The sequence below is a fragment of the Microbacterium hominis NBRC 15708 genome, from assembly GCF_001592125.1.
Classification (GTDB): domain Bacteria; phylum Actinomycetota; class Actinomycetes; order Actinomycetales; family Microbacteriaceae; genus Microbacterium; species Microbacterium hominis.
Window position 1 is genome coordinate 79,751 of sequence record NZ_BCWI01000007.1, and the last position, 25,190, is coordinate 104,940.

At 65.1% G+C, this 25,190-nt stretch carries 18 protein-coding genes, 1 tRNA gene and 1 pseudogene; 6 read left to right on the forward strand and 14 right to left on the reverse strand.

Annotated features, from left to right (window positions below):
- Nucleotides 1-34: 34 nt before the first annotated feature.
- Together MHO01S_RS07695 and MHO01S_RS07700 are read left to right on the forward strand one after the other, a co-directional pair.
- Nucleotides 35-664 carry a GNAT family N-acetyltransferase gene (locus MHO01S_RS07695; RefSeq protein WP_060960051.1) on the forward strand — a complete coding sequence of 210 codons (630 nt, stop codon included), beginning with the start codon at nucleotides 35-37 and terminating at the stop codon, nucleotides 662-664.
- A gap of 105 nt (nucleotides 665-769) precedes the next feature.
- On the forward strand, nucleotides 770-1,690 hold the full coding sequence (locus tag MHO01S_RS07700; protein ID WP_061782113.1) for a hypothetical protein: 921 nt from the start codon (nucleotides 770-772) through the stop codon (nucleotides 1,688-1,690).
- A gap of 29 nt (nucleotides 1,691-1,719) precedes the next feature.
- Here the strand turns inward: MHO01S_RS07700 and MHO01S_RS07705 are convergent, their stop codons facing one another.
- Nucleotides 1,720-2,907 carry an amidohydrolase family protein gene (locus MHO01S_RS07705; RefSeq protein WP_060960050.1) on the reverse strand — a complete coding sequence of 396 codons (1,188 nt, stop codon included), beginning with the start codon at nucleotides 2,905-2,907 and terminating at the stop codon, nucleotides 1,720-1,722.
- A 60-nt stretch (nucleotides 2,908-2,967) separates the two neighbouring features.
- On the opposite strand from MHO01S_RS07705, the gene MHO01S_RS07710 reads away from it, so the two are divergent.
- Nucleotides 2,968-3,043, forward strand: a tRNA-Ala gene (locus MHO01S_RS07710).
- A 601-nt stretch (nucleotides 3,044-3,644) separates the two neighbouring features.
- Here MHO01S_RS07710 and MHO01S_RS17025 read toward each other — a convergent pair.
- Both MHO01S_RS17025 and MHO01S_RS16650 read right to left on the reverse strand, forming a co-directional pair.
- Nucleotides 3,645-3,689: pseudogene (locus MHO01S_RS17025) on the reverse strand (hypothetical protein); the annotation flags it as partial.
- A gap of 66 nt (nucleotides 3,690-3,755) precedes the next feature.
- Nucleotides 3,756-4,247, reverse strand: coding sequence for a recombinase family protein (locus MHO01S_RS16650; RefSeq protein WP_167626518.1), 492 nt, complete (start codon nucleotides 4,245-4,247; stop codon nucleotides 3,756-3,758).
- A 452-nt stretch (nucleotides 4,248-4,699) separates the two neighbouring features.
- On the opposite strand from MHO01S_RS16650, the gene MHO01S_RS07720 reads away from it, so the two are divergent.
- The gene (locus MHO01S_RS07720; RefSeq protein WP_157553760.1) at nucleotides 4,700-7,789 is read left to right on the forward strand and encodes a class I SAM-dependent methyltransferase; all 3,090 of its coding nucleotides are present in this window, start codon (nucleotides 4,700-4,702) and stop codon (nucleotides 7,787-7,789) included.
- Between the two features lie 1,462 nt (nucleotides 7,790-9,251).
- Entirely contained in the window at nucleotides 9,252-10,190 is a 939-nt protein-coding gene (locus tag MHO01S_RS07725) for a DUF4238 domain-containing protein (protein WP_167626519.1), read from the forward strand.
- A 191-nt stretch (nucleotides 10,191-10,381) separates the two neighbouring features.
- Here MHO01S_RS07725 and MHO01S_RS07730 read toward each other — a convergent pair whose 3' ends face one another.
- The 6 genes from MHO01S_RS07730 to MHO01S_RS07750 all read right to left on the reverse strand — a co-directional run bounded on the left by MHO01S_RS07730 (nucleotide 10,382) and on the right by MHO01S_RS07750 (nucleotide 18,920).
- The gene (locus MHO01S_RS07730; protein ID WP_060960047.1) at nucleotides 10,382-12,067 is read right to left on the reverse strand and encodes a DUF4209 domain-containing protein; all 1,686 of its coding nucleotides are present in this window, start codon (nucleotides 12,065-12,067) and stop codon (nucleotides 10,382-10,384) included.
- A gap of 267 nt (nucleotides 12,068-12,334) precedes the next feature.
- A complete protein-coding gene (locus MHO01S_RS07735) occupies nucleotides 12,335-14,332 on the reverse strand; it encodes an ATP-binding protein (RefSeq protein WP_167626520.1) in 1,998 nt (665 codons plus the stop codon).
- A gap of 155 nt (nucleotides 14,333-14,487) precedes the next feature.
- On the reverse strand, nucleotides 14,488-15,399 hold the full coding sequence (locus MHO01S_RS07740) for a hypothetical protein (protein ID WP_060960045.1): 912 nt from the start codon (nucleotides 15,397-15,399) through the stop codon (nucleotides 14,488-14,490).
- Nucleotides 15,400-16,071: 672 nt separating this feature from the next.
- Nucleotides 16,072-16,674: a helix-turn-helix domain-containing protein gene (locus tag MHO01S_RS16305; protein WP_082734190.1), complete on the reverse strand. Its 603-nt coding sequence runs from the start codon at nucleotides 16,672-16,674 to the stop codon at nucleotides 16,072-16,074.
- Nucleotides 16,675-17,110: 436 nt separating this feature from the next.
- Entirely contained in the window at nucleotides 17,111-17,818 is a 708-nt protein-coding gene (locus MHO01S_RS07745) for an SDR family oxidoreductase (protein WP_060960044.1), read from the reverse strand.
- Nucleotides 17,819-17,843: 25 nt separating this feature from the next.
- Nucleotides 17,844-18,920, reverse strand: coding sequence for an alkene reductase (locus MHO01S_RS07750; RefSeq protein WP_060960043.1), 1,077 nt, complete (start codon nucleotides 18,918-18,920; stop codon nucleotides 17,844-17,846).
- 149 nt (nucleotides 18,921-19,069) lie between these two features.
- Here MHO01S_RS07750 and MHO01S_RS07755 point away from each other — a divergent pair, with 149 nt between their 5' ends.
- Complete coding sequence (locus MHO01S_RS07755) at nucleotides 19,070-19,702, forward strand: TetR/AcrR family transcriptional regulator (protein WP_060960042.1); 633 nt, start codon at nucleotides 19,070-19,072, stop codon at nucleotides 19,700-19,702.
- Nucleotides 19,703-19,881: 179 nt separating this feature from the next.
- Here the strand turns inward: MHO01S_RS07755 and MHO01S_RS07760 are convergent, their stop codons facing one another.
- From MHO01S_RS07760 to MHO01S_RS07780, 5 genes are all read right to left on the reverse strand, one after another.
- Nucleotides 19,882-20,742: an alpha/beta fold hydrolase gene (locus tag MHO01S_RS07760; protein WP_060960041.1), complete on the reverse strand. Its 861-nt coding sequence runs from the start codon at nucleotides 20,740-20,742 to the stop codon at nucleotides 19,882-19,884.
- A gap of 61 nt (nucleotides 20,743-20,803) precedes the next feature.
- Complete coding sequence (locus tag MHO01S_RS07765; protein WP_060960040.1) at nucleotides 20,804-21,799, reverse strand: NADP-dependent oxidoreductase; 996 nt, start codon at nucleotides 21,797-21,799, stop codon at nucleotides 20,804-20,806.
- Nucleotides 21,800-21,840: 41 nt separating this feature from the next.
- The gene (locus MHO01S_RS07770) at nucleotides 21,841-22,704 is read right to left on the reverse strand and encodes an alpha/beta fold hydrolase (protein ID WP_060960039.1); all 864 of its coding nucleotides are present in this window, start codon (nucleotides 22,702-22,704) and stop codon (nucleotides 21,841-21,843) included.
- 300 nt (nucleotides 22,705-23,004) lie between these two features.
- Nucleotides 23,005-24,207 (reverse strand): MFS transporter, encoded by a 1,203-nt coding sequence (locus tag MHO01S_RS07775; protein ID WP_167626521.1) that lies wholly within the window; start codon nucleotides 24,205-24,207, stop codon nucleotides 23,005-23,007.
- A gap of 432 nt (nucleotides 24,208-24,639) precedes the next feature.
- Nucleotides 24,640-24,993, reverse strand: a complete 354-nt coding sequence (locus MHO01S_RS07780) for a histone-like nucleoid-structuring protein Lsr2 (RefSeq protein ID WP_060960037.1) — start codon at nucleotides 24,991-24,993, stop codon at nucleotides 24,640-24,642.
- Nucleotides 24,994-25,190 lie beyond the last annotated feature (197 nt).

The window sequence follows — 25,190 nt, forward strand, 5'->3', positions numbered from 1 at the left end:
CTGCTCCCGACGCGGCGCACACGAGGGGGAGCCGGTGGAGTTGACGGCACCGCGCGAGCACGGTCCGATCTCGATCCGACTCATCAAGCAGCGCGATGCCCGCGTCCTGCAGTCGGAACTGCTCGGCAACCGCGCCTGGCTGCGGCCGTGGGAGGCCACGAGCCCCGACGGCCCCGTCTCGTTCGACATGCGTCTGGGCATCCGGCGACTGCTGCAGCAGTACCGCGACGGCGGCGGCGTGCCCTTCGTCATGGAGTACGACGGTGAGATCGCCGGTCAGCTGAATGTGTGGGGGATCGCCCGCGGCTCGCTCTCGTCGGCGACGATCGGCTACTGGGTGAGCGAGCGGTTCGCCGGGCGCGGCATCACGCCGACCGCTGTCGCGCTGGCGACGGACGTCTGCTTCCGCGAGCTCGGTCTGCATCGCATGGAGATCTGCATCCGTCCGGAGAACCGGGCGAGCCTGCGGGTCGTCGAGAAGCTCGGTTTCCGCTACGAGGGGCTGCGGCGGCGCTTCATCCACATCGCCGGCGACTGGCGCGATCACTACGCGTTCGCCCTCGTGCGCGAAGAGGTTCCCGACGGGGTGCTCCAGCGCTGGCTGCAGGGGCGCGCGCCCCACGATGCCGCCACGATCCCTGCGCCGGATCGTCCGACGGGCTGAATCGACCTCTCGCCGCGGCGTCGAAAACCCTCAGGTTCCACATGAAGGTCAGACACGCGGTCGGATGTCGCGGCACCGGTGCCCGTCGCCCTTACCGTGGTCACCATGGGTGGTCAGGTTCTCGGCGGTGGGGTGGTCGTCCTCGTCGCCGTCGCGCTGTGGATGATCTACCTGCTGCCGTCGTGGCACGGCCGTCATCAGTTCAACGCCGCGGAGCGCAACGCCGTGCGCCTCAACCAGGCCCTGCGCATCCTCGCCGAGACGAGCGAGACGCCCGAAGAGGTCCGCCTCGAACTGAACGCGCGCACGGCGATGGCCCAGCAGCGGTTGGCGCGTCAGGCGCAGGCCGAACGCGAGCAGGCCGAGCTGGCCCGCGTGCGCGCCGAGCTCGAGGTCACCAAGCTCCAGGCCCGCGCCGAGGCCGCCGCGGCCCGTGAGGCCGCCGCGCTCGCCGCCGCCCGTGAGCGGGCACGGCCCGAGATCCGTCGCGCGCAGGCCCGTCGACGGGCCCGCCTGGTCATCAGTGTCACCGCGATCGTCGCGCTGGCCCTGGGCGCATGGGGCGGTGTCCGGCTCCCCACGACGGGCTCCCCGCTGATCCTGTGGGCCGCCGGCGCTCTCCTGGTCACCTGTCTCGTGCTGCTGCAGCGGATGTCGCGGGTGCGGCGTCGGGCCGTCGTGCGCGAGACCGTCGTCCCGGTCGCGCGTGTCGCACGCGAGGTGCAGGATCTGGCCGTCGGCTCCGAGCGGGCGTCCTGGGTGCCCCGCGAACTGCCCCGTCCGCTCACGGCCTCCGCCGGCTCGCGCGCCGCCGCGGTGCTCGACGAGGTCGACGCCCGCGAGGCGCTGCGTCGCGGCGCGCTCGAAGAGGCGATGCGTCAGCGTGCCGAGAGCCGGCGCCCGGTCGCGCTGCCGCAGCGGCAGGCCGCGCGCGAGGAGGAGCTGGTGGGCGGAGCCGCCGCCGGCGACGCCGCGATCGAAGCCCACGTGCGCCGTCTGCTGGAACGCCGCGCTTCCGGTCAGTGACCCGTCACCGGTACCGGTGACGGCGGCGATCAGCCGACCAGCAGCCGCCCGTTGCCGATGACCGCCTCGCGGCGCGGAGTGCGCACGAGGGCGTCCATGCAGTTCTCGGCATCCACGAGGACGATGTCGGCGCGATCCCCGACCTCGAGACGGTTCACAGGCAACCCCACGAAGGGTGCAGAGCCGCCCGTCGCGATCTCCACGACGCGCCGGAGATTGTCGTCGCGGACGACGCTCGACGCCCGCGCGTACTGCCAGGCGATGCCGAGCAGGTCGCCCGTGCCGTAGGGGCTCCACAGGTCGCGGATGCCGTCGGTGCCGAAACCGAACGCGACCCCGGCGGCGTCGAGCTCGTGAAGCGGAAGCTGGGGGAGCCGCAGCGGCGCGACCGTCGTCATCGTCACGCCGAGCGCCCCCATGCGGGCGAGCAGGTCGCGCCGACGGCTCGGATCGAGCTGCGCGACCGCGAACCCGTGGGCGATGTTGACGCGCTGCTGGAGCCCGTATCGCTCCACGCCGTCGAGGATCAGCTCGATCTGGAACGCGCCGAGCTCGGCGGGGTCGTGCAGGTGGATGTCGAGTGCCACCCCGTGCTCCGCCGACAGTGCGAGCAGGGCGTCGACCTGCCCGACGGGGTCGCGGTCGATCGTCGCGGGGTCGAGGCCGCCGATGTGCTCGACGCCGTCGCGGGCCGCCCGATCGAGCAGCGCCAGCACGCCCGGGCGGCGGAGCACGCCGTCCTGCGGGAAGGCGACGATCTGCACGGTGAGCGCGTCGCCGTAGGCGGCCACGGCTTCACGGACGGCGTCGATCCCGCGCAGATCCAGTCCCAGGTCGACGTCGACATGTGTGCGGATCGCGGTGGTGCCGTGCGCGACGAGCTGCTCGAGCACGTTGCCCGTGATGCGGGCCGACGGCATCCCGATCTCGTCACGGTGCGCGCGTTCGTGACGGATCCGTCCCTCGGTCGTCCCCTCGCCGCCGTACGACTGCCAGGGCAGTCCCCACCAGGACTTGTCGATGTGCGCGTGCGCGTTGACGAGCCCCGGCAGCGCCAGCAGGCCGCGCCCGTCGTAGCCGTCCGTCGCATCCGCCCGCGCCGGCGTGACCGCGGAGATGACGCCCTTCTCGATCGAGATGTCGACGGCCTCCGACGAGGCGGATGTCGAGAGCCGGACGTTGCGGACGATCGCGGGGGAGTCGGGGGCGGAGCTCATCACTCCATCCTGCCCGTGCATCGAGCACCCGAGACGCGTGATAACCTAGATCCTGTTCATGGGCCTATGGCGCAGTTGGTAGCGCGCCTCGTTCGCATCGAGGAGGTCAGGAGTTCGAATCTCCTTAGGTCCACCACATCGGTCGCTTTGGAACAAGTGAAGTTGTAAGAGCCATCCGCAAACGGCGCTTCTCCTTCCGGAGAGGCGCCGTTTGCCGTTTCGGACACGGTGACGATGCTCGCGAACGGTTCGGCCAGAACCCACTCGGCGGTCTCGTCGCGGGTGATGAGGATTCTCTTGAAGAAGGCCTGACTGTATGTGCGGCGAAGCGCGTCCGGCGCGCGCCGGTAGGCCTCGTAACAGTTCACGGCGAGAGCGATCGCGTCGTTCAGGGTCTGCTCAAGCACTTCGAACTCGGTCTTGAGGGCGTTGAGCCGGTCGCTGACGACGGTCATCTCACGGTTCACTCGTTCTTGTTCCTCCCGGTACAGCTGGCCCGGAATCGTGCCATGGAGGTGGCCATCGAGCAGCTTTCTACTTCGCCCCATGAGGTTGGTCTGCTGGGTCAGGAGCACCTGTTGCGTGCGTTTCGTCTCGGCCGCACCAGCCTCCACGGCGGCCTTCAAACGAGACCTTGTTATGGCTGCACCCTCGGGCGTGAGCGCGACCAGCTGGTACAGGTTCTCGACCTGCCGCTCGACGCCGTGGATGTTGATGGCGGACATGGTGCAGTTCGTGCGCTTCTGGTGGCGCCCGATGCAGACGAAGTATGGGTACACCACGCCGGCAGCGTTCTTGGAGTAGTGGATGATGAGTCGGCTCTCGCAGAGGCCGCAGAACAGCGAGCTTTAGAGGTAGTGGTTGTGCACTCGTGCCTTCTCACCGGTCAGGCGCGACGCGAACACTTCCTGGCACTTCTGCCATGTGCTCTGGTCAACGAGAGGCGTGTGTCGTCCGGGATAGCTCGTGTTCTGAAACGTAACGATGCCCAGGTAATACGGGTTGTTCAGGATCTTGTAGAGCTGGCTCGCTGTCAGCGGCCGCGCGGCTCGTTTGGGCGTCGGCGGAGTGGTGAGTCCGCGCGCGGTTAGCTCGTCGAGGAGCCGGTTGATGGTGTATTTGCCGGTTGCAAACGCCTCGAATGCCCAGCCGATCTGTGGGGCGCGAGCGTCGTCGAGCACGACGGTCCGAACCTCACGACCCTCGTCGTTTACAGCAGCGCGGTTGCGATAGCCGATCGGTGTTCGTCCGGGCGTGCCTCCGGTCTTGGCTTTTTGGCTCATGCCCTTCACGACCTCGTTGGCAAGATTGCGCGAGTAGAACTCTGCGATCGAACTCATGATGCCGTGAAGCAGCATCCCCGACCGGGGTGAGCGATTGCGCGAGCGAACGTTCATACCGCCCGTCAAGCCGCGCGGGTTACGAGCGATGGCTGAACTTGTCCATGGCCTTGCTCCGGCGTCGGGCCTTGCTGAGGACAACCAGTGGTCGCTCCGGTTCACGGAGCGAGTCCTCGAGCGGCATGCTCGAGCAGACGAGTTGCCCCTGAGAAAACTGCCCGTGCGCCACGGGCGCGGGAATGTCACCAGTATCAACGCGGCGAGGCGAGAGCGGGGGAGCCGTCGGTCAGTCTGAGAGGCGGCTGGCTGCGGGCCTGCTCTCGGTACGACGGGCATCGCTAGCCGCGGACCGCAGGTCAACTCGTGCGGTCCACTGGAACGTGCTTGGGCCTTGGAACTCGCGCCGCGCGGAAGTCCGAGTCTACGGCGCGGGGCTTGGGTAGCGTGGGGGTGTGACCTCGATACCTGCCCGCGAAGTGTTGATCGGCCAGCTCATCAAACGCGATCCGGTTCGCACGGAAGCGGACATCCAGGCTGACATCTATGGGCTGCTGACTGTCGGCGACCTGAACATTGGTGTTGATCAAGCGCACATGGAGGCTCCCTCCGCGGACGGCACTCGGCGTCGTATTGATGTCGAGGTCGGGCAAGTAGCGATCGAGGTCAAGAAGGATCTGCGCAACCAGACGGTGCGGGCTGATGGTGAGTCTCAGCTGGAGGGGTATATCTCGACACGAACCGAACAGACAGGCGCGCACTATTCCGGTGTCCTCACCGACGGCGTTCTCTGGCTGCTGTTCAATGTCGGATCCGAGGGGCGTCGACTCGTGGCCGAACTGGACATGACGGGAAAGGAACCGTCTGTCCTCGTGGGATGGCTCGAATCTGTCCTGTCGACGCAGACGCAGGTGAAGCCGACCCCAAGCGAGATCGTGCGGCGACTTGGAGCTAACTCCCCCGCTCACATGGTCGATGTCGCCGCATTCCGAGACCTGTATCAAGCGAATGCAGGTAACACGGAGGTCGCGCTCAAGCGTGAACTGTGGGCCAAGCTCCTTCGCACCGCTTTCGGGTCCGCGTTCGAAGACGACGAGACCCTCTTCATCAATCACACTCTGCTCGTTCTCACTGCAGAGATCATCGCTCACGCCGCCCTGGGGTTCGATGTGAGCGCTACGGGCGGGATCAGCGCCAAGCAGCTCAGCCTTGGCACTGAGTTCTCGAACGCACAAATCGTCGGTGTCGTTCAAGCGGACTTCTTTGACTGGCTCCTCGACGTTGACGGCGGCGAGGAGCTCATCGCGAATGTCGCCCGACGGATAGCTCAGTTCAACTGGGCTCATGTCGAGCACGACGTGCTGAAGCTCCTCTACGAATCGGTGATCGACACACGTGACCGAAAGGCGCTGGGCGAGTACTACACGCCCGACTGGCTGGCTCAAGCCATCGTTGACGCGAACGTAGATGAGCCTCTGACTCAACGCGTTGCGGACGTGGCGTGCGGCTCGGGCACCTTCCTGTTCCACGCCATTCGCCGGTATCTCGCCGCAGCGGAGCAAGCCGGCATGTCGAACGGCGACGCGATCAGCGGGGTGACGTCGCATGTGACCGGTATGGACGTCCATCCAGTGGCGGTCACCATCGCCCGCGTAACATACCTGCTCGCCATCGGCGTGGAACGGCTCACCGCCGACGACCGTGGGCCGCTCGTTGTACCTGTCTACCTTGGCGACTCCCTGCAATGGGAGCAGCAGACGGACATCTTCGCGTCAGAAGAGCAGCTCACCATAGCAACATCAGGTGCCGACCTTGTGGAGGCTGGTGCGGCGCTCTTCCACGACGATCTCGTCTTCCCGAAGTCGGTCCTGCAGGACGCGGCGAACTTCGATCGGCTCGTCAACGCGATGTCAGACAAGGCGTCGGACACAAGCAATCGGACCAGCAAGACGGTGATCTCGCCGACACTACGGCAGTTCGGCATCCCCGAGCGGGACATGGATGTCCTCGTCGCCACCTACGACACCATGCGCAGACTGCATGCCGATGGACGCGACAGCATCTGGGGCTACTACGTCCGAAATCTCGCTCGTCCCACGTGGCTGTCCGCGGACGACAATAAGGTCGACGTCCTCGTCGGCAATCCGCCCTGGCTTCGGTACGGGGCGATGACCGGCCCGATGCAGACGCGCTTCACCGCCATGCTTAAAGCTCGCGGCCTTATCACCGGCAGAGCCGGCGCGACGGGCAGGGACCTCGCTCCGTTGTTCGTTGTGCGGGCTACGGAGCTATACCTTCGGGCAGGCGGCAGGTTCGCCATGATCGTTCCCCACGGCATTCTCACCCGCCAACCCCACGCTGAGTTCCGGTCGGGGCGCTGGGGGAGCACGATTCTCGACCTGCGCGTGCAGTTTGAGCGCGCGTGGGATCTTCAGCATGCTGCCACCGGGTTCCCCAACCACGCAGCCGTCGTCGTCGGCAACCGCGGAACGACCTCCAAGGCGATGACCGCAGAGGTGGAATCATGGTCGACGAAGGGCGCAAAGTCCAACGTCACCTGGGATGAGATGCTCCCGCGTTTAACACGAGATGTGACCACGGTCGGGGTGACAAGCGAAGAAGACGCAGCAGTCACTTTTTCGATCTATCGGAAGAGATTCCGTCAGGGGGCGGTGCTCGCTCCTCGAATGCTGACGTTCGTCGAGGAGGGAAAGTCGAGCCCGCTAGGAGCTGGCGCTGGGCGTGTTCACGTCGTCTCCCGGAAGACGAACCAGGACAAGCCGCCGTGGAAGTCCCTGCCGGCGATCTCAGACGTAGTCGAGAAGACGTTTGTCCGCCCTGTCCATCTCGGTGAGACCACACTTCCGTTCCGGACGACGGCGCCACTCAAGGCAGTGCTGCCGATCTCACCGAAGACCGGGAAGCTTCTCACATCCGGCGAGATCGCGGAGCATGAAGGCCTCTCGCGTTGGTGGTCTGCCGCCGAAGAGATATGGGCTGAGAACAAATCGGCGAACGACCCGGGCGCTTTCCTCGATCGAATCGACTACATCGGGCAGCTTAGCGCCCAGCTTCCTGCTGCGAGCCAACGCGTGGTGTATACAAAGGCGGGAAACTCGATCGCCGCCGCACGAGTTGCGGACCCCGACGCGGTCATTGACCACATGTTGTACTGGGCGGCCACAAGCTCGGTGGACGAAGCGCGGTACCTGGTTGGCATACTCAACTCGGCGGCCGTGCTTGAGAGAGTCAAACCGTTCATGGCCGTCGGCCTTTTCGGCCCGCGACACTTCGATAAGAATGTCTTCCGGGCGCTCATAATGCCCTACGATCCGACGGACACCTCGCACCTCGCGCTGGCAAAAGCAGTCGGTAGCGCTGAGGGCGTAGCAAGTGCGGTCGATGTCTCCAGTGCTAAGACGTTTCAGGCGGCCCGAAAACTGGTACGGTCCGAACTTGAGCGTCAGGAGATACTTCGTGAAATTGAGGATCTCGTTCTGAAAGTAGTTCCCGAGGCCCGTGCCAACTCATCATCGCTTGTGTAGTTGGGACCTAACCAGCAATTATTCGCACGTGATCTGCCGGTGCTCGGTTGCGGGCTAGAAAATTAGTCCGTACCTTCTCCCGGAGGCTATCGTCAGGTCGATTGAGTTGACGGCGGCGCTTTTTAAATCGCGAATTGCTCTTTCGTCTGTCGCATCTAGCTCGAACCTATCTGCGGCCTCGTAATCCGATGCCAGGCGAGTGAAGAGCAGATACGAGTGATCGTACGAGTCAAGACCGTTCTGCTCTGGGATTGGAAGGTTGATCTTATCCATCTCGTTATTGCCGAAGCGCACTGATCGTTCCACGAATTGTGTGCCGGGTCGTCGCACTCGCATCTGGACCTTCCCGAAATTGTGGTTCTTGGGCACACGCGTGGATTCGAACCCGAAAAAGACGCGAGTACCTCTTGGGGTGTCTAGCTGGTTCCCCGGCTTTTTCGGCCCGCGGTTCTTCGGTATGGCGCCGGCATCAATCCAGAGGTGTCTCGCGTTAGCAAGCTGAATCGTCAGCGAGCTCGACACGTCCGGACCCGCCGTAGGCTTGAGGTACTGTCTTACGGCGGGGGTACGTTCCTCTGGCGGTTTCCGGGGCCGCGGCTTCCCGCGGTAGGCGTCACGGTACGCATCGCGGATATCGCACCAAGGTACAGAAGTCGCCCACGCGTCATCGAACCAGGCAATGGTGTCCCTCAATGTCTGGAGCTGGCGCCGCTCTGATCGTGAGGGACGGCTCGACCAAGACTGTCCAACGACAATCTCTGATCCGGTCGCGAGCGCACTGGCGGTGAGGTTGGCTGAGCCCATCACTGACGCGCAAGACTCGCTCCACGACGCGCCTCGGAAGATGAATGCTTTGGCATGGAAGGTCGCCCGGGGTAACAGACTCGGAGACGCTAGAACCTGAGACGCATTGGGTATCCGGACTTCGGAGTTGGACAGCTGCGCGATCCGGTCCAATGCCTGGGGCTGAGTGATCCCGAAGTCGATGCTGACCAAGAATCTTTTCGAGGCGCGGTCCCATCGTGGGTTGGTGAGCCTGTCTTCCAGCAGTCGAACTCCGGCCGTGCTCGCGTAGGCGACCGCGACATCGACCAATGTGTAATCGTCCGCAGCTGAGGCGGCACGCGTCAGCGCTCTCAGTACAGCCTCAACTCGCCCGCTCGAGACATCTTGCGCGTGTATTGCGGCGTGGTATCCCACCCGACCCCCGCTCTCTGGCTTGACGTGATGCTTGAACGCACCCGGTGCTCGGGCCTAGCTTTTCAGCCCCGGGCTCCGTGCGCCTACGAGTGATGCCCGGCGTGTCGCGCTTATCTCACGTCGCGCCTACAGTTCATCAGACATGCCCTGCTCAAGAAGGGGTGTCGGTCCAATTCCGGAGCATCCAAGCGGATGAGTCAGGCGGTTCTGTGTCCCGCTTGCGAGGGGGATCCCGGCCACCGGTTCACAGTAGATTGTCGGAGTGAGCGTTGCGAAGTATCACCACATCAACCCGCAGTTCGTACTTCGCGGCTTCGCGGACGAAGACGAGCGAATCAGGACCATCCGTCTACCGCAACGGAAGGGCCGCACCTCGCTGGTTGAGAAGACAGGCGGCGAGAACCACCTGAACTCGATACCTGGCCATCCGAGTGGCTCCGATGTGTTTGAGAAGCGACTGGGCGAGGGCATCGAGTCCGAGACCGCGCTCCTGTTCGAACGCGTTGACGGGGGTGAGTGGCCGCTGCCTGAGCCCGACCGCGACACTCTCGCGGAGTTCATCGCACTGCAGATGCTGCGCGGACCTGAGCGGCGCCGGCAGATGGAGTCGCTCGCGGGAGAGCTGTTCTCCAGAGCGGCAGGTCAATTGGGGCGAGCGAAGTTCGGGGAGATGGTGTCGGATGTTGCCGGGCGCGCGCTCAGTGAGGCAGACGTCGAAGCGCTTTGGTCTACCGTCACTGAACCCGGCGGCTTCCGGTTGCCGCAGACCGCTCGTGAGCACATCGAATTGATGAGCGAGGCCACCGGCGACATCGCTGGGTTCCTTGCGTATCGGCCGTGGACATTGGTGCGGTTCACGGACCGCGCGCTCATCACCAGCGATGCTCCAGTATCGTTGGTCCCTCACGAGCAGCCCGGTGCGTGGATGGGTGTTGGGGTGAGGGATGCTCGGCTTGTGCTGTATCCCATGACTCGGAGAATCGGTCTTGTCATGCGGAACCCGTTCGACGGCCGCTATCCAACCAATGACCTTGGCGCGCTCACTGATAACACGCGCTCGGGTCTTCTTGACGATCGCTCATTCGGAACTGCGGAGATCGAGAAGAAGATTAACGCGTGCACCGCTGCCTACGCAGTGAGTAACATTTATCATCACCTCGAGGACTCGCAGTTTGTCCCGTCCAATTTTCGGGAGAAGTAGGACGGTCTCGCGCCTGCGGTTGCGCAAGAGCTTCACCGGCGACCGAGTCCCTTGGCCCGCTGCCACCGGACGCCACGGAGCCGGCAAAAAATCCCCCAGCGAGCCCGCTCACATCCATTTGCGTCTCGAGCACGTGACGCCGCGTGAGTTTACCCGATGAGTTTGCTAGCGCAGCCGGACCGGGGATCCGCCTAGTCGCTAGGACGGGTTGCAACGATTCGCCACACCAGCCACCACACATAAAAGGGGTACGGAGAGCGCTCTTCTTCGTCGGGAATCTGGCCATGAGCTACGCGATGGCGAAGATTGGGACCGCCCACACCGCCGAAGAGAGCGCGAAGCTCGAAAGCCAACGAGGCCCCGAATGCTTGTCCGAGCTTCTCGGATTTGAGAAGCGAAGGCAGGCTGGTCTCGTCTTCCACTCCGTCGGCGTAGCGGCTGGTTCGATCTTCGATGGCCTTCAGCTGTTCGCGGACGAGGTGCTCGGTTTGCGGGATCAGGAGCTGGAAGGCGGTGAAGAAGTCGCCGGTGAACCCGTAGAACAGTGCTGTTCCGACCGATATCGTCCTGTCTTTGGGAGTCCTGTCGCTCTGGGAGGCGATGTCGACGAAGTCCGAGTGGGACCAGTGCTGTGTTTCGTGGAGGTGTCGCCAGACCGGGTGCAGAAGCTGGGGGACGATGGTGTGGACGCGAAATTCGTGGCTGCGCATCATCAGATGCCATACAGGGGAGGGGACCCCGAAGACCTGTTTCTTCGTGTCGCCGGTGGCTGCGCTCACCCGGCCGTCCTTTTCGATGGTCCGGCGGGGCGTGTCGGTGAGAAGGGCGAAGTTCTTGCGGGTGTTCTCCGCGACTGCGAGCTCTGCTGCGTATTCCGGGAGGTCTATGAGGCGAAGGAAAATCGCGCGGGCGTTTTCGTCTTTAGCGTTGGTGATCTGAGAGAGCGCATGTTCCCGCGCGGTGCTGAGGTCGGGGAGCGGCGTGCTTCTACGAGTGCTGCGGGACACGATGCTCTTCCCGGCGCCGCGGATGTCGGCGGTGAGTTCATTGCCGAGGTCTTCGAGACCCCGGGCGGTGCGGGCTTGGATTGAGGTCCGTAGGTAGTTTCTGTGTGCACGGTCGAGAAGTTCCGACGCGTAGAAAGCGCTGTCGACACGATAATCGGCGATGTGCCCTCGTGCATCCTCCTGGAGCGTCAATGCAAGATCGAGCAGCAGGTCGTCCGATCGAACGCGATCACCTGCGATGGCGGCCCATTCTGCTGCCTCCTCAAGCTCGAGGGCTGACCGGCTGTTTTGTGCGGTGAATGAGAACTGGCCGGCTAGCCGTTTGGCATGGCGGTGGGTGCGTTTGTCCTCACGTAAGCGTCGACTGAATGAGATGTAGTGCAGATCCGGTAAGGGAGCGAATATGAGCTCTACCACCCGGTCCTCAATCCGCTCCACGACGGCGCGATGCGCCGGACCAAAGCCACCCAGCTCCAGGGCGCGGCTCAGAAGGTCCATGTCGCACGGGTTGAAGTCCGAGCCCGCTATAGCTTCTCGCAGGCTCTCGAGCATGGTCAGCGTTGCGTCGGCTCGTGCGCGATCGGAGCTCCGCAGCGCGATCAGATCCAAGCAGCGGACCTGGAGTCGCCAACTGTCGGTCATGTCGGCGAGGTTGACGACGATCCGCATATCGTCTTCGCTGAGATCTGCCGGGCCGATATCGCCGGGGAACCACGGCTTGTATGGCACCGAACGATCAGCGGCGTCGAAGAGGTAGTCGCCCACCGAGGCGGCAATCTCTTTCGCGCGCTGGGCATCGGTGTCATGAGGGCTCACGTCCGACGCCAGTGCTCGCTTGACGGCGCCGCGCCACTGCGCATCATTGGTCATGCGGTGAGAGTAGCGCCAAGATCACAAGGCACGCGGACACGGGCATCCGCATGGCCTTGCTGCCAGAGTCGATCGCGTCGCGGTCCATCCTGTTCCGCAGACAGGACTCGCAGACGTTCCCTGAGATGAAGGGCCGGACGGTTCGGAGAGATTGTTTGCCGGTCGAGGAGACCGCAGTGCTTGCTGCCCGTCGCGATAACGAGTTACGAAGTGCGCGGTCGAGTCCTGGCCATCGTTTTCAAGAAGGCGGGTCAAGCTCGGTCGACGTCAAATCTTCCCATCGCGCTCGCGCTCATCAAATAGCACGTCCGTCGCGGTGGGGAGGTCGACAGACGGGAAGAGCTCGCTGTGGCGCTTACGAAGCGTGTCCAGGCTCGTCTCGGTCGTCGGATCATAGGCGAGTTTGTCGCGCACGAACTTTAGGCGGTGACGGGCGTTCTGGATGATTTGTGCCCACGTCACCGCATGAATCGTGACGTGGTGCTGGAGCTCTTCGTAATCCTCGACAACGTCAGGAGGCAGATTTCCTTGTCCTAGCTTGTGGCGGATCTTGTCGCTGATCTCGTCGCCGACGATCCAGAACTCCCACTTGGTGTTCACTGATGCAAACCGAGCGTCGTTGGCGACCGCGAGAGCGTAGGCCTCGATTTGATCGAGCTGTTCTTTCCCGATCGAGACGCTGGGGCGCTTCAGTTCGATGACGAGGTGCTCGCGATGGTCGCGCTGCTGTTCGATTGCCCCGCTCAACATGAGGTCAATGATCACGACTCGACCCTCGGCGTCGACGACTGGCTCCTCCAGGTCCTCCGGGGTGAGACCTTCGCGCCCAAGCAACTCGACGTGTGACTTCAGTGCGGTCTTGAGCGCGTTGTCGTTGGCAGTGAGTGCGTACTCTTCACGGAAGATCCAGGTGTTGCGAGCGACGAGCTTGTGAAGCTGAGATCGCTCCTTGGTGTGCTTCTTCAGCTCCGGATCGTTGACGATTTCCTCGAGTGCGGTGAGGAACTCCAGCCGCCCGACGATCTCTTCGCTAGCTTTAACGAGGGACTCGAGGGAGGTCTTCTTCAGCAGCTCGCTGAACGACTCGACTTGCTCGGCCGGAAGCTTCAGCACCTCTTCGAGGATGTGCCGAACGTGGGATGGGCTCGTCTCAACAGCGTTCTTGAGAAGTTCAAGCGATAGCCGCCGGGCCGCCTGATCGGTCTTCGCGATGACCGGCCCTGCCGCGGCAGCTGCGATGTCGAATATTCCGCGCACCGCGACGTCCTTCTGACTCCGGGGCGCTTCCTTGAACGGGTAACTACCCTCGTCCTGCCATGCCTTGAGATACTTGCCTGAGCGCTCCTGGTCGGCCTCCGCGAAATGTTCGCGCAGTTGCTGCTGGGCCGCCGCGATGATCGAACGAATTGGCTCCGGCGCCTGATCCTCGAGTGAGAGCATGTCTGCCTCGGCGACGAACCCTTGCCATTTCACGTAGGCCGTGAACGCGTGACCGGGAGCCTGGATGCCGGCCTTCATCTGATGCACCATAATGCCGCTGCCGTCGCACAGGTTGAGGTGGCGGGGGAGTTCGCGCTTCCACTCGACGATCGTCAGGGTTATGGACTCGTCGACACCATCCACGACGAGCGGGTAGTCCTGTTGCGCTTGCTTCAGCACCTCGACGTCGAGCCGCTGGTCACCCCAGAACAGGTCGATCCCATACTGCTCGATCTGCAATGCGAACGTGCTCAGGAGGTCATCGATGACGGCGTCGGACTGGAGGTACTTGCCGCCGTGAGCTGTGACGTTGAACACGTCGACTGTGCAACCAGTGGCTTCGCCGTCAGCGTGTGCGGGATCCGACACCCGGAAATCCTCGAGCGCAGTCTTGTTCGCGGTGATGCTGAATCGCACTCGACCGTCAGCAACGCTGTCCGCCGTCGACGTCCAGCGCACGTCTTGTCCGATACCCAGTGCAGCCCATCGACCGCGGCCGTTCTCGCCGTGGATTGCGCGGCCAGCTTCCGACACCTTGTTCATACGCTTTGACGAGAGGCCGAGGGTGCCGAACGTCTGCTTCAAGTTGTCGGGTGCGATACCCGTGCCGTCATCGACAACCGTGAGGCGGTCGACGCTTCCCAGGGCGTTTACGTCGACTCGGCATCGGATCGTCTTTGCGTCCGCATCGACGGAGTTCCAGATGATCTCTGCCAGCGCAGTTTTCGGGGAGGCGGCGAGCGATGCGAGGTGCGCCTTGTCGAGCACGACGTGGAGGTTCTCCATAGCGAGCAAGTTTGGCATGAGGGCCATTCTCGAGTTCAGACTTGTTGGGCAGCAGCGTTTAGAACTCCGGTCCTGCCACCGACTCCTGCACCGCGAACGTACGCGATGCCGCCGACATCACCGCTCAGACCTACGACTGCCCCTCAGCATGACGGTCAGTCGTTACCGTAGTCATAGTCATCCGGCTCGTACTCGCGCTCGACTGTGAAGGTCGTGGGCACATCCGCCTGCTCGAGGAACTCCACTCGGTCCAGAGCTAGATGGCAGTTCGGGCAGCCGAAGTAGATTGCATACACGCTGAGATTCTCGGTCGGAGAGGCAAATCCGTCTTCAGGATCTGGGTAGTCGATGACGACATCGCCGTAGTCTTCCCCTTCGAGTGAACCCTCGTCGCCGCAGACTGGGCACGCTGTCGTCGAGATGTACGTGAGTCCCGCGGATGGGTCGAAGGGCTTGGTGAGCTCGTCTCGGAGCGCTGCAGGCGTTCCCGGGTTGTCCCGCTGGTCGAGCCTCTGCCGGGCACGCTCTAGGAGCGCTGCGACGTGCTCCTGAACGTGATCCTTGTGCTGAGCCAAGTAGTCCTCGACTCGCGTGAGGAGGGAGCCGCCGACGAGGCTGTGCAGGTCTTTGTCGGTCGCCACGACAAGAATGCTCGCCTGGTTCCAGAGCTTCCCCCACCACACATCCTCGGGGTGCAGAGACCGTCCGCTGCCGCCACCATGCAAGTACTCGTTCCGGGACGAGCTGAACTGAGCCGCCTCCTTCCCGGAAAACGGACGAAACGTCTTCTCCGCACGAGCCCACAGGGCCTTCGCCTGAATCGTCTGAATGTCAGCGCCGTCGTGCGCGATCACCCCGAGCGTGGCGAGGATGTGCTTTCCGTCCGCATCAGGCGGGATGATTAGCAGCGGCGAGATGTGCGCGAGCGCAGCCTTCGCCAGGAACTCCAAAGCGGTCGTCGCCCAAAGCGAACGCTCGTCGAAGTCGCGGATCGTTTCATCACTCAACGAGCGGCGGGCGAAGATCTGTGCCTTCGCCCACAGGTCATCGAACGTAGGAATTGCCACTAGCTGTCCAATCCGGTGATCAAGGCGACACGGTGAACCCGCCGAGTTGGAGCATCCGCGGCTGAGGCTCGCGCATGTAGAACCCGGCGATTGGCGATCACTAGGACGGTACCGGGCTCCGTCCAGTGGTGCGGGTGAGCGGAGTCCCTCAACGCGGTGAACTCCGAGGCCGCCTGTCGGGAATCGTCATCCATCGGCGTCATGCAGCCCGGGTCGTAACGCCAGCGCCCGCTCCCGTCGACAGCAGGTGCGTAGAACCCAGAACGGCCGTCACCCACCTTGAACACGCCGACCCGTTGCGCGTCTGTGGGTTCGCCAGGATCGCAGATCAGTGTCGGCGTTGACGACGGCTCGGCGGCAGTAAGCAGGACAATATCCGGCATCGCTCGATGATGTGCACCGTCCGTGTGTAACGGCTGCGGGCCGGCGCCGAACTTTGCGCTGAGCGATTGCGGGTGCGCGTTGCCAGAATCGAGGACCTGCAAGGTGCTGAGAGCGGGCTCCCCGCGACGTATCGGAACCGGGCGCCATCCCAACTGTTGGGCTTGCTGCAGAAACTCTCGAATGTCAGCCTGGCGCGTGGCCCATCCGTTTCGAATCGCCTCGCCAGCGGCTCGCTGCAGGGTTGTCATCGCCCCGAGTCTTGCACACGGAGTGCCCTTGACAGAGCGCTCATGGAGTGCGGGCGGCGGACGGGTTAGGGGAAGGCTCAGCGGGACGATTTCGAATCATCCTCTTGATCGTCGCTGGGTCCCGTCTCAGCTGCCGTGCGATCTCCGCATACGTTGCACCGGCCAAGTACATCTCATGCGCCCTTGCTCGCTCGGCCTCCGTGATGGTCCGTCGCATCACGACGCCGGCAGCGGTCAGGTGTTGGGCGACGGTGTAGCGGTGCAGCCCATGCTTGCGGCCGACCTCGTAGATGCCGAGCCCTGATTGGTAGTCCGCCACGAGCTGCTCGCGGACAGCTGGAGTAACCTGCTTCATCTGTCGCGCCCCCGCTGGGACCTGGCGGATGAGTCCACGCAAAACCTGGGCAATCTCACCCTTGTGAAGCGCGGCTCGTAGCGCCAACAACGGCCGCGAGTTAATCGAAAGGGCTTCCGCTGGGGCCACCACATCGGTCGCTTTGGACCAAGTGACCTCGTAAGAGCCACTTGATAGCGGCGTGTCTCCCCGAGGAGATGCGCCGCTCTTGGTTTTCGCAGTGGTTCCAATGAGTGCGACGGCATCGTCGAGGTTCTGCTCACAGCAGCCGTGGCTCGGTTCACTCATCCCCGAGAACCTCTACGGACGGCTCAGCCTCAGCGCCGCCATGGGGCACCGTCGGTGGCGGTGTCAGTGCTGCACTGACGGGTGGAGTTCGGCTCCCTGCACCCTCAGAAGGAAGGCCGGTATTGCCATGACGGCGACGAAGAATGGTCCTCGATTTCCAGCTCTGACGGTCGAGTTTCGTGGCGTTTCGATTCTCGTCGGGACTATCCCCGTCGTGGCGCTCACGGGCAGGGCGAAGTCATCGCGCTCACTCCGCAGGCGCTTCTCCTCTTGGACGAGACAGGGAGAGCGCTAATGCGGCGACGGCTGCCGTCGTGACCGACGGCAGCCGTGCAGCGCGCGGCACGGGTGGTGGTTCGGCGCGAGCCATTTCCGGTCGCTCGTCCCAGCCCCGGCGCGATCGCCTCAGAGCTCTCGGCTCCGAGTATGGGCATCGCTACTTCGCGAGCTGCGGGTACAGCGCCTCGAAGGGTCCGGACAGCGCCGCCTTCAGCTGCACCGAGGTCTCATCGGCCAGCACCTCGTACTCGCCCGCCTCGGTGGCATCGAACACCTTCGCGACGAGCACGGCAGGGTCGAGTTTCGGATCGGTCGATCCTGCGGCCATCGCCGTGTCGACCCAGCCCACATGCACACCCAAGACCTGCACGCCGGCGGGGTGCAGCTCGAGGCGCATCGAGTTCGTCGCCGACCAGAGGGCGGCCTTCGTTGCCGAGTAGATGCCGCCGACGGCGAACCAGGCCATCGCGGAGTGGATGTCGATGATCGCGGTCTCTCCGGCCTGGGCCGACAACAGCGGGGCATAGGCGCGTGCGAGCATGAGTGGTCCGACGAAGTTCGTCTCGATGTTGCGACGGATTTCGTCGTCGGTGTGGTTCAGGATGCCGAAGCTCGAGGGCGATGCGCCGGCGTTGTTGATCAGGATTGTGACGTCGGGCGCGGCGGCGACGGCGGCCTCGATCGATGCGGCATCCGTCACGTCGAGCTGCAGGGGGACGATGCGCTCGTCGTCCCAGGTGCGGGGTGTGCGGGCGGTGGCGTAGACCTTCGCCGCGCCGCGGACGAGCGCCTCGCGCACGAAGTGGGTGCCGATGCCTCCGTTCGCGCCGGTGACGAGGACGGTGGCTCCGTTGAGTGAGGTCATGGGTGCGTTCTCTTCCTGTTTCGGGTCAGACGAGGGTGAGGGTGGGGTAGTCGACGTACCCGCGGGCGCCACCGGTGTACAGCGTGCCGGGGTCGACCTCGGTGAGCGGGGCATCGGCCTTCAGCCGCTCCACAACGTCGGGATTCGCCAGCGCGAACCGTCCGAGCGGGGTGATGTCGGCCAGGCCCGCCTCGATGTCGTCCGCGATCTGCTCGCGCGTGCGGCCGTAGCGGACGACCAGCACGGCCGTCGGCCAGGCTTCGCGCAGCGCGGCGAGCAACTCGTCGTCGCCCAGGTGGTGCACGTGGAGGTAAGCGAGGTTCAGGGGCGCGAGGCGCGCGACGAGGTCGAGGTACTGGGCGTGCACGTCCGCGCGCGCCCCCTCGTCGATGCCGCCGAGGGGGAAGGCGGGGGAGATGCGGATGCCGGTACGGTCGGCGCCGATCTCATCAGCGACGGCCGCGGCGACCTCGACGACGAAACGCGACCGGTTCTCGACCGACCCGCCGTACTGATCGGTGCGCTCGTTGGCGTTGGGGGAGAGGAACTGGTGCAGGAGATAGCCGTTGGCCGCGTGGATCTCGATGCCGTCCGCTCCCGCGGCGATGGCGGATGCCGCTGCGTGACGGAACTCCGCGATGACGCCCGGGATCTCGTCGGTGGCGAGGGCGCGCGGAACGGGCAGGGGCTGCGGGCCGGACGCCGTGAACATGTCCTGACCCGCGGCGATAGCCGACGGCGCCACGGGCTGGCGGTGGTGGGGGGTGTTGTCGGGGTGGGAGACGCGGCCCACGTGCATGAGCTGGATGAACAGGTGACCGCCCCCGTCGTGCACGGTGTCGGCGACCTTCTGCCAGCCGACGATGTGCGCGTCTGTGTAGATTCCGGGAGTGTTCACGTATCCCTGGCCGTCCGCGGAGGGCTGGGTTCCCTCGGTGATGAGCAGCCCGAGCGATGCGCGCTGGCCGTAGTACTGGGCGACCAAGTCGCCGGGGGTGCCGTCGGCATCTGCTCGGTTGCGCGTCATCGGTGCGAGCGCCAGGCGGTGGGGGAGTTCGAGGCGACCGAGCGCGAAAGGCTGCCAGAGAGCGTCGAGAGTCATCGTGAGTGTCGTTCCTTGTGTTGTGGGACAGGTGGTGTTGTGGGACAGGTCGTCACCGGGTCGAGGATGGGAGAATCGAAGGGGCCCATGACGTTAGTGACTACGCTCATAACCGGGGCCACTCAGTATTCATTCCCGGAGGAGCGAAGATGTCACCGACCTCACCGCCCGTGGGGCGTCGCGAGCGCAACAAGCAGGAGAAACTCGAGCGCATCATGGTTGCGGCCGGCGCGCTCTTCGCCGAGCGCGGCGTCGATGACGTCACGACGCAGGAGATCGCCGACGCCGCAGACATCGGCACCGGTACCCTCTTCCTCTACGCCAAGACCAAGGGGGAGTTGCTCCTCCTCGTGCAGAACGCCCACTACTCTCGAGCCCTCGAAGAAGGTCGCAGCGCCGCGGCTGCCACATCCGGAGCGATCGACGGTGTCCTCGCGCTGCTGGCGCCGGTCGTCGCGTGCAACCGGACGCAGGTCGACAACGGCCGCACATACCTGCGGGAGATGATCTTCGGTGACGCGGCGGAGCCGCACCACGCGGAGGCGCTCCGGGTCGTCAGCGAGAGCGAGCAGACCCTCATTGACCTGATCGTCACGCGCGCCGGTCGCAGCGAGGCCGATGCGGCTGTGTTGGCGCGGGTGATCTCTTCCGGGCTGGTGGTCGCGATGGCCTCGGCTCCGACGGCGGACACGAGCGTCGACGAGATCCTCGCGATCGTCCGCGCTCAGGTCACGGCGATCCTCTCCGGCGTCGAGGGCGAGACGTGGGTGCCGACCACGTAGCCTGCACCCGCCTCGTGATCGCGCCGCTCTCGCTGCGTCCGCCTGACGGGGCCCACGGCCCGGCTCGCACCTGCCGGGTGGCCTCGTCTGCGAGCACTTCGAAGCGATCGGCCTCGAGCCCGTCGCCGCCGGGGTGCGCGGCCATCGGTGTGTCGAAGACGTTGACCCCGAAGATGGTGTCATGCCCGAACGTCGGTGAGGAATTTCGCGGCGACCGGCGCGAACTCCTCCCAGTACTGGAAGATGCCACCGTGTCCGGAGTTCGGGTAGATGATGAGCTCGGAGCCGGTGATGCGGCGGTGCAGGTCCTCCGAGAGGATGCTGGGGACCATGCGGTCGTTGTCGCCGTTGGCGATGAGCGTGGGCGATGAGATCACCGAGAGGTCGGACGGTGCGGAGCGGCCGAACTTCACGATGGCCTTCAGCTGTGTGCGAAACGCCTTGGTGGAGATCGCCTTGTCGCGGTCGATGGTGCGCTCCTGGAGCCGCCCGATGAACGCCTTTCCGGCCCTCTTGCCCTGGGCGTCGCGGTTGAAGAAGAGGAACTCCTTAGGGTCCGAGCGCGTGAGGACCGACCGGAGGATGTCCCGGTAGGTCGTGCCGACGACTTTGTCCATGTCTTTGCCGCCGCGCGGACCCGTGCCGGTGAGGATGAGGCCGCGAACGAGGTCGGGGTGCTTCACCACGAGGTCTTGAGCGATCATCCCGCCCATCGAGAACGAGAACACATCGATCTTCTTCAGGCCGAGACCCCTCGTGATGAACCGGTAGGCGTCATCGGCGGCCTCATCGAGGGTGTCGGGCACGCGGCCGCTGGACGCACCGACGCCGAGCTGATCGAACGTGATCACGTGACGGATCTTCGCGATCGCGTCGATGATGCGAGGGTCCCAGTTGTCGAGGGTTGCGGCGAGGTGGACGAAGAAGACGACGGGGATTTCCTCCTTCGGGCCGAGCTCGCGGTAGGCGAAGGTGTCCGGGCCGACCGCGACGGTCTTCGCGGGGGCGTGGGCGTACGAGGTGATGATTGTTTCGTTCATGGGAGACGTCCTTGGGTTCGGTGGTGAGTGTGAGGGGCGCGGGTGGGCGGTGGGAAGGGAATCACGCGCCGAGGAGGACGGACTTTCCGCGGATGCCACCGCGGTGCAGCGACGCGAGAGCCTTCGGTGCATCCTCGAAGGGGGACGTGGCGCCCACGATCGGGCGGATCGCACCGGCGTCCACGAGTTCGGCGATGGCCCGCAGCTGCTCGCCGTCGGCGCGCATGAAGAGGAACTCGTAGGTGGCGCCGAGTCTCTTCGCTTGCCCGCGCACCCTCCTGCTCAGCGCGCCGGTCACGAGGCGCAGGGCCGGGCTCAGGTCGATCTGCCGGGCGAACGCGGGTGTCGGCGGGCCGGCGATGCCGACGGCCGTGCCCCCGGGGCGCAGGACGCGCAGCGACCTCGTCAGGTTCTCGCCGCCGAGGCTGTCCAGCACGAAGTCGTACCCCGACAGCTCCGCCGAGAAGTCCCGGCTGGCGTAGTCGATCACGATGTCGGCGCCGAGGGACCGCACGAACTCCGCGTTCTTCGCCGAGGCGGTCGTCGCCACCTCCGCACCGAGATGCTTCGCCAGTTGGATGGCGATCGTTCCGACACCGCCGGCCCCTCCGTGGATGAGGACCTTCTGACCGGCCTTCACGCCGCCCTTCTCGACGAGAGCTTGCCACGCGGTCAGGGCGACGAGGGGAAGGGATGCCGCTTCGACGAGATCGACCGACGAGGGAACGCGGGCGACATCCGCCTGATCGACCGCGATGCGCTCCGCGAAGGTTCCGATCCGATGGTCGCGCGCCCGGGAGAACACCTCGTCGCCGGGCGAGAAGGAGCGGACCTGCGCGCCCACCCGGATCACCGTCCCGGCCACATCGTGGCCGAGCGTGAACGGCGGTCGGTACGGGAGGAACGCCTTGAAGGCCCCGACGCGGATCCGCTCGTCCAGGCTGTTGAGTCCGGCCGCACCCACCGCGATGAGGACGTCGTTCGGACCGACGGTCGGCTCGGGGACGTCTGCCTCGTGGAGGGGCTTCTTGTAGCCGTCGATGACGAATGCACGCATGTCGAGATTTCCTGTTCTGGGAGAGAGGTTCGGGCACTGCGTCAGGCGCGCAGGAAGGACTGGATCCGACCGGTCACGATGTCGCGGTGCTGCGAGACCACGCCGTGCCCGGCATGCCGAATGGTCACCACATCGAGTGCGGAGAACGCCGTACGCAGCTGGTTCGCGTTGGCCACCGGGACGAGGATGTCGTCCTCGCCGTGGAAGGTGAGCGTCGGCGTGCTCATCCGCTCGTGGGCTGGGCCGGGCTGGGCTCCCCACCGCGCGACGGCGCGGAGCTGTGCGCGCATGACGCCCGGGGTGACGGCCGCATCGCGGTCGGTGCGGCGGCGCTTCAGCCGGCGTTGATACGCGGCCGCGGCACGCGTCCCGCTCTCTGTGCGGGGGAAGAAGAGGACGGAGGTCGCGGGGCGCGCGGTCATGACGCTGCGCGCGATGCCGCGGAGCATGACGCCCGTCATCCGGGTGAGGCCGGCGCCGCCCCGCGGGCCGGTTCCGGACATCACGAGGTGGTCCACCAGGGTCGCCTCCTCCTCGACGATCGTTTGGGCGACCATGCCTCCCATCGAGAGGCCGAAGAGGTCGATGCGGTTGAGGCCCAGCGCGAGCACGGCGGCGATGGTGTCGCGGGCCATGTCGTCGAAGGTGTCCCGCACCCGGCCGGTCGATCGACCCACGCCGCGGTAGCCGAGCACGATGACCCGGCGATCCTGCGCGAGCGCATCGATCACCTCGGGGTCCCACGCATCCAGATTTCCGCCGAGATGCGTCAAAGCCACGAGAGGCGGCCGGTCGCCCGATCCGATCTCGCGGTAAGCGATGTCGGCCCCGTCGACGTGCACCATCCGCGTGTTGGCGTCGATGATGGACGCTCTGCGGCGGTCGCCGCGCGAGCCCGTGGCCATATGTGCTCCCGGGGTCCGATGAGGATTGTGCAGCCCTCGCTTTTGCGAGCACACTCATTATTGACTGAACTCAGTCAGAGGTCAACGAGGCGATGTGATGCGGCGGTCCGGTTCGGTCGGGCGTCGGGGGAAAGCGAGACCGGCGGTGGATACCGCGCTCCTCTGTAGTGGGGCACGCACTGAGCCCTGACCGGTCGTCCGAGAAGCGCCGGCGTCAACTGCCGATGTGAACGCGTCCCGGAGACCTGCGCACGGACCGAACCGTGCAAAAGGCGCCGAATCTCGCCTCTTCGCTTTCGGTCATCGTGACGATCGCGGCGCGTCCTCGCGCGAGACGCGCCGTTGCCCCGTCGCGGCGGGGATGACCAGCATCACGGTCAGCGCGCCCGCGATCGCGTACGCCGCGGGGATCGGGAGCCATGCAGCGAGCAGTGCTCCAGCGCCGAGGCCTGCGAGGCCGGTCGCTTCGACGAGGAAACTGGCCGACGACATCGTGCGTGCGACGTCGTGGCTTCCCGCTCCCGATTGCAGCTCGCCGTAGAGGGTGGCCATCCCGACCGTTCCGCCGAAGGCGGTCGAGAACTCGATCGCCACCAGTGCGACGTATGTCCACGGACTGTTCGCAGGAGCGAGGGCCACACCGATGGTGGCGAGTCCCATCGTCAGGAGTCCGATCACGACGACCGTCGCCGTGCTCCAGCGGGCGTAGAGCCGACCGAGCGCGACGCCCCCTGTGATGCCGCCCAGTGCGCCCGTCGCCACGACAAGACCGAGCAGCGGAGGGTCTACGCCCAGCGTGTTCACGAAGTAGTAGACGCCCAAGGGGGCGGTGAGCGAGGAGAACAGGCCGGCCGCGGCGGCGATCCACAGCGTCGGGTTGCGCGACAACTGCCGGGCGATGAGCCTCAGAGAGGGCCGCGGCTCCTCCGCCGGATCCGCGTCGACATCGGGGATCCTCGTCCACGACAATGCTGCGATCCACGAGGCCACGGTGTCGATCAACAGCGCAAGGGGTGCCGGCATGAGGGCGATGAGAAGGGGTGCTCCCGACTGGCCGACGATTTCGCCGGTACTGGTCGCCGAGCTCAACAGGCCGACTTGTCGCACGCGGTCTTCGGGTTCGGTCAGGTGGTTCAAGACACCGTGACCCAGAACCGACAGTGCAGTGAGAAGCAGGACGTTCACCGCGAGCCAGGCGATCAGGGTGATGGGGGACAGTGCTCCGACCGACCACATGATCGGCACCACCGTCGACCACAGTCCTGACAGTGTCGCGGTCAGGATCATCAGCCTCACGTGTCTGCGGCTGCGGTCGGCCCAGACCGCGAGCGGAATCCGTAGAAGCATGCTCGTCGCGAGCATCACGGCCAACAGAGCCGCGACGTGGGCAGGCGTCCCGCCGAGTGTCGACACGAGGATGAGAGGCGCGAGGACCTCGGTCGCGGCCCCACCAGCGGAGGTGAAGACCCGCCCCGCGCGAAATCGTGTGACGTCGGAAATCACGGGCTCCTCCGACCCGAGTGCCTGACATTTGTGGCGATTGCCGTCAATTCTCGAGTTCCTCGCCCGTGTCGCCGGTGTGCCGTGGGAGGCAGGCTATTGCCGCCCGAATACGGCGTCAACGTCCCCGCCGAAATCCCACACTCTGGTCGAGCATTTCGAGCACGTCGTCCTCTCCGGTGAGAGGACGACGTCATGATGCTGAAGGGCTGCGCAACGCCGGCCGGGTGATGACCCGTCGCCCGGGGTCACGCGATGCCTCTGTCCTAGAGCGATGCCGGCGAATGGAATGCGCGGGCGAGGAAAGCCACGACGAGCCACACGAGTGCCGCGACAAGCAGCAGAACGCCGGGCCGTTCGGCGAGGAACGACTGTGGGCACCGATGAGAACGATCGTTCCCAGCGGTGCCCACGGTGTCGTGCGCGTGAATCCGATCAGTGCGCCGCGGTGTACGCCTCGAGCACGGCGGCGGGAACGCGTCCGCGCTCGCTGACGGTGTGACCATTGGCACGCGCCCATTCACGAACGACGCCGAGGTCCTTGCCGGAGGCCTTTCGCGATGAGCGGGCGCCGGTTCGCCGTGCGCCGCCGTTCGTCGCGGGCGAGGACGTACGTGCAGCGCTGATGAAAGGCGCGAGTGCGTCCTCGAGCTTCGCGAGATTCTCGTCGGAAAGGTCGATCTCGTAGGACTTCTTACCGAGCGCGAAGCTCACGCTGCCGCCCTTACCGTGTGCGATCGGGGTGCCATCGAGGTCGTCGACGAGCTCGACGATGACTTTCTGTGCCATGAGTGGGGCTTCTCTCAGGTTGTATGGGGCGCTGGGCAGTCGGGTTATCGACCCGTCTGCGGAAAAGCCTACTCACTCATTTGAGTGAAAGCGGTTCATTCCCCTGCCCCTTGACAACTTTTTCCCGGCGCCGCGGCGAGCGTTCCCGATTCGGTGCGCGGTGACATCGCGGTCGGGTGAATGCCACGTGCAGACAC

Coding starts and splice junctions, on each gene's coding strand:
- MHO01S_RS07755 (WP_060960042.1), top strand. CDS start 19,070: ATGTCACCGACCTCACCGCCCGTGGGGCGTCGCGAGCGCAACAAGCAG.
- MHO01S_RS07750 (WP_060960043.1), bottom strand. CDS start 18,920: ATGACTCTCGACGCTCTCTGGCAGCCTTTCGCGCTCGGTCGCCTCGAA.
- MHO01S_RS07730 (WP_060960047.1), bottom strand. CDS start 12,067: ATGACCAATGATGCGCAGTGGCGCGGCGCCGTCAAGCGAGCACTGGCG.
- MHO01S_RS16305 (WP_082734190.1), bottom strand. CDS start 16,674: ATGAGTGAACCGAGCCACGGCTGCTGTGAGCAGAACCTCGACGATGCC.
- MHO01S_RS07760 (WP_060960041.1), bottom strand. CDS start 20,742: ATGAACGAAACAATCATCACCTCGTACGCCCACGCCCCCGCGAAGACC.
- MHO01S_RS07770 (WP_060960039.1), bottom strand. CDS start 22,704: ATGGCCACGGGCTCGCGCGGCGACCGCCGCAGAGCGTCCATCATCGAC.
- MHO01S_RS16650 (WP_167626518.1), bottom strand. CDS start 4,247: ATGAGTTCGATCGCAGAGTTCTACTCGCGCAATCTTGCCAACGAGGTC.
- MHO01S_RS07745 (WP_060960044.1), bottom strand. CDS start 17,818: ATGACCTCACTCAACGGAGCCACCGTCCTCGTCACCGGCGCGAACGGA.
- MHO01S_RS07700 (WP_061782113.1), top strand. CDS start 770: ATGGGTGGTCAGGTTCTCGGCGGTGGGGTGGTCGTCCTCGTCGCCGTC.
- MHO01S_RS07705 (WP_060960050.1), bottom strand. CDS start 2,907: ATGAGCTCCGCCCCCGACTCCCCCGCGATCGTCCGCAACGTCCGGCTC.
- MHO01S_RS07780 (WP_060960037.1), bottom strand. CDS start 24,993: ATGGCACAGAAAGTCATCGTCGAGCTCGTCGACGACCTCGATGGCACC.
- MHO01S_RS07735 (WP_167626520.1), bottom strand. CDS start 14,332: ATGGAGAACCTCCACGTCGTGCTCGACAAGGCGCACCTCGCATCGCTC.
- MHO01S_RS07765 (WP_060960040.1), bottom strand. CDS start 21,799: ATGCGTGCATTCGTCATCGACGGCTACAAGAAGCCCCTCCACGAGGCA.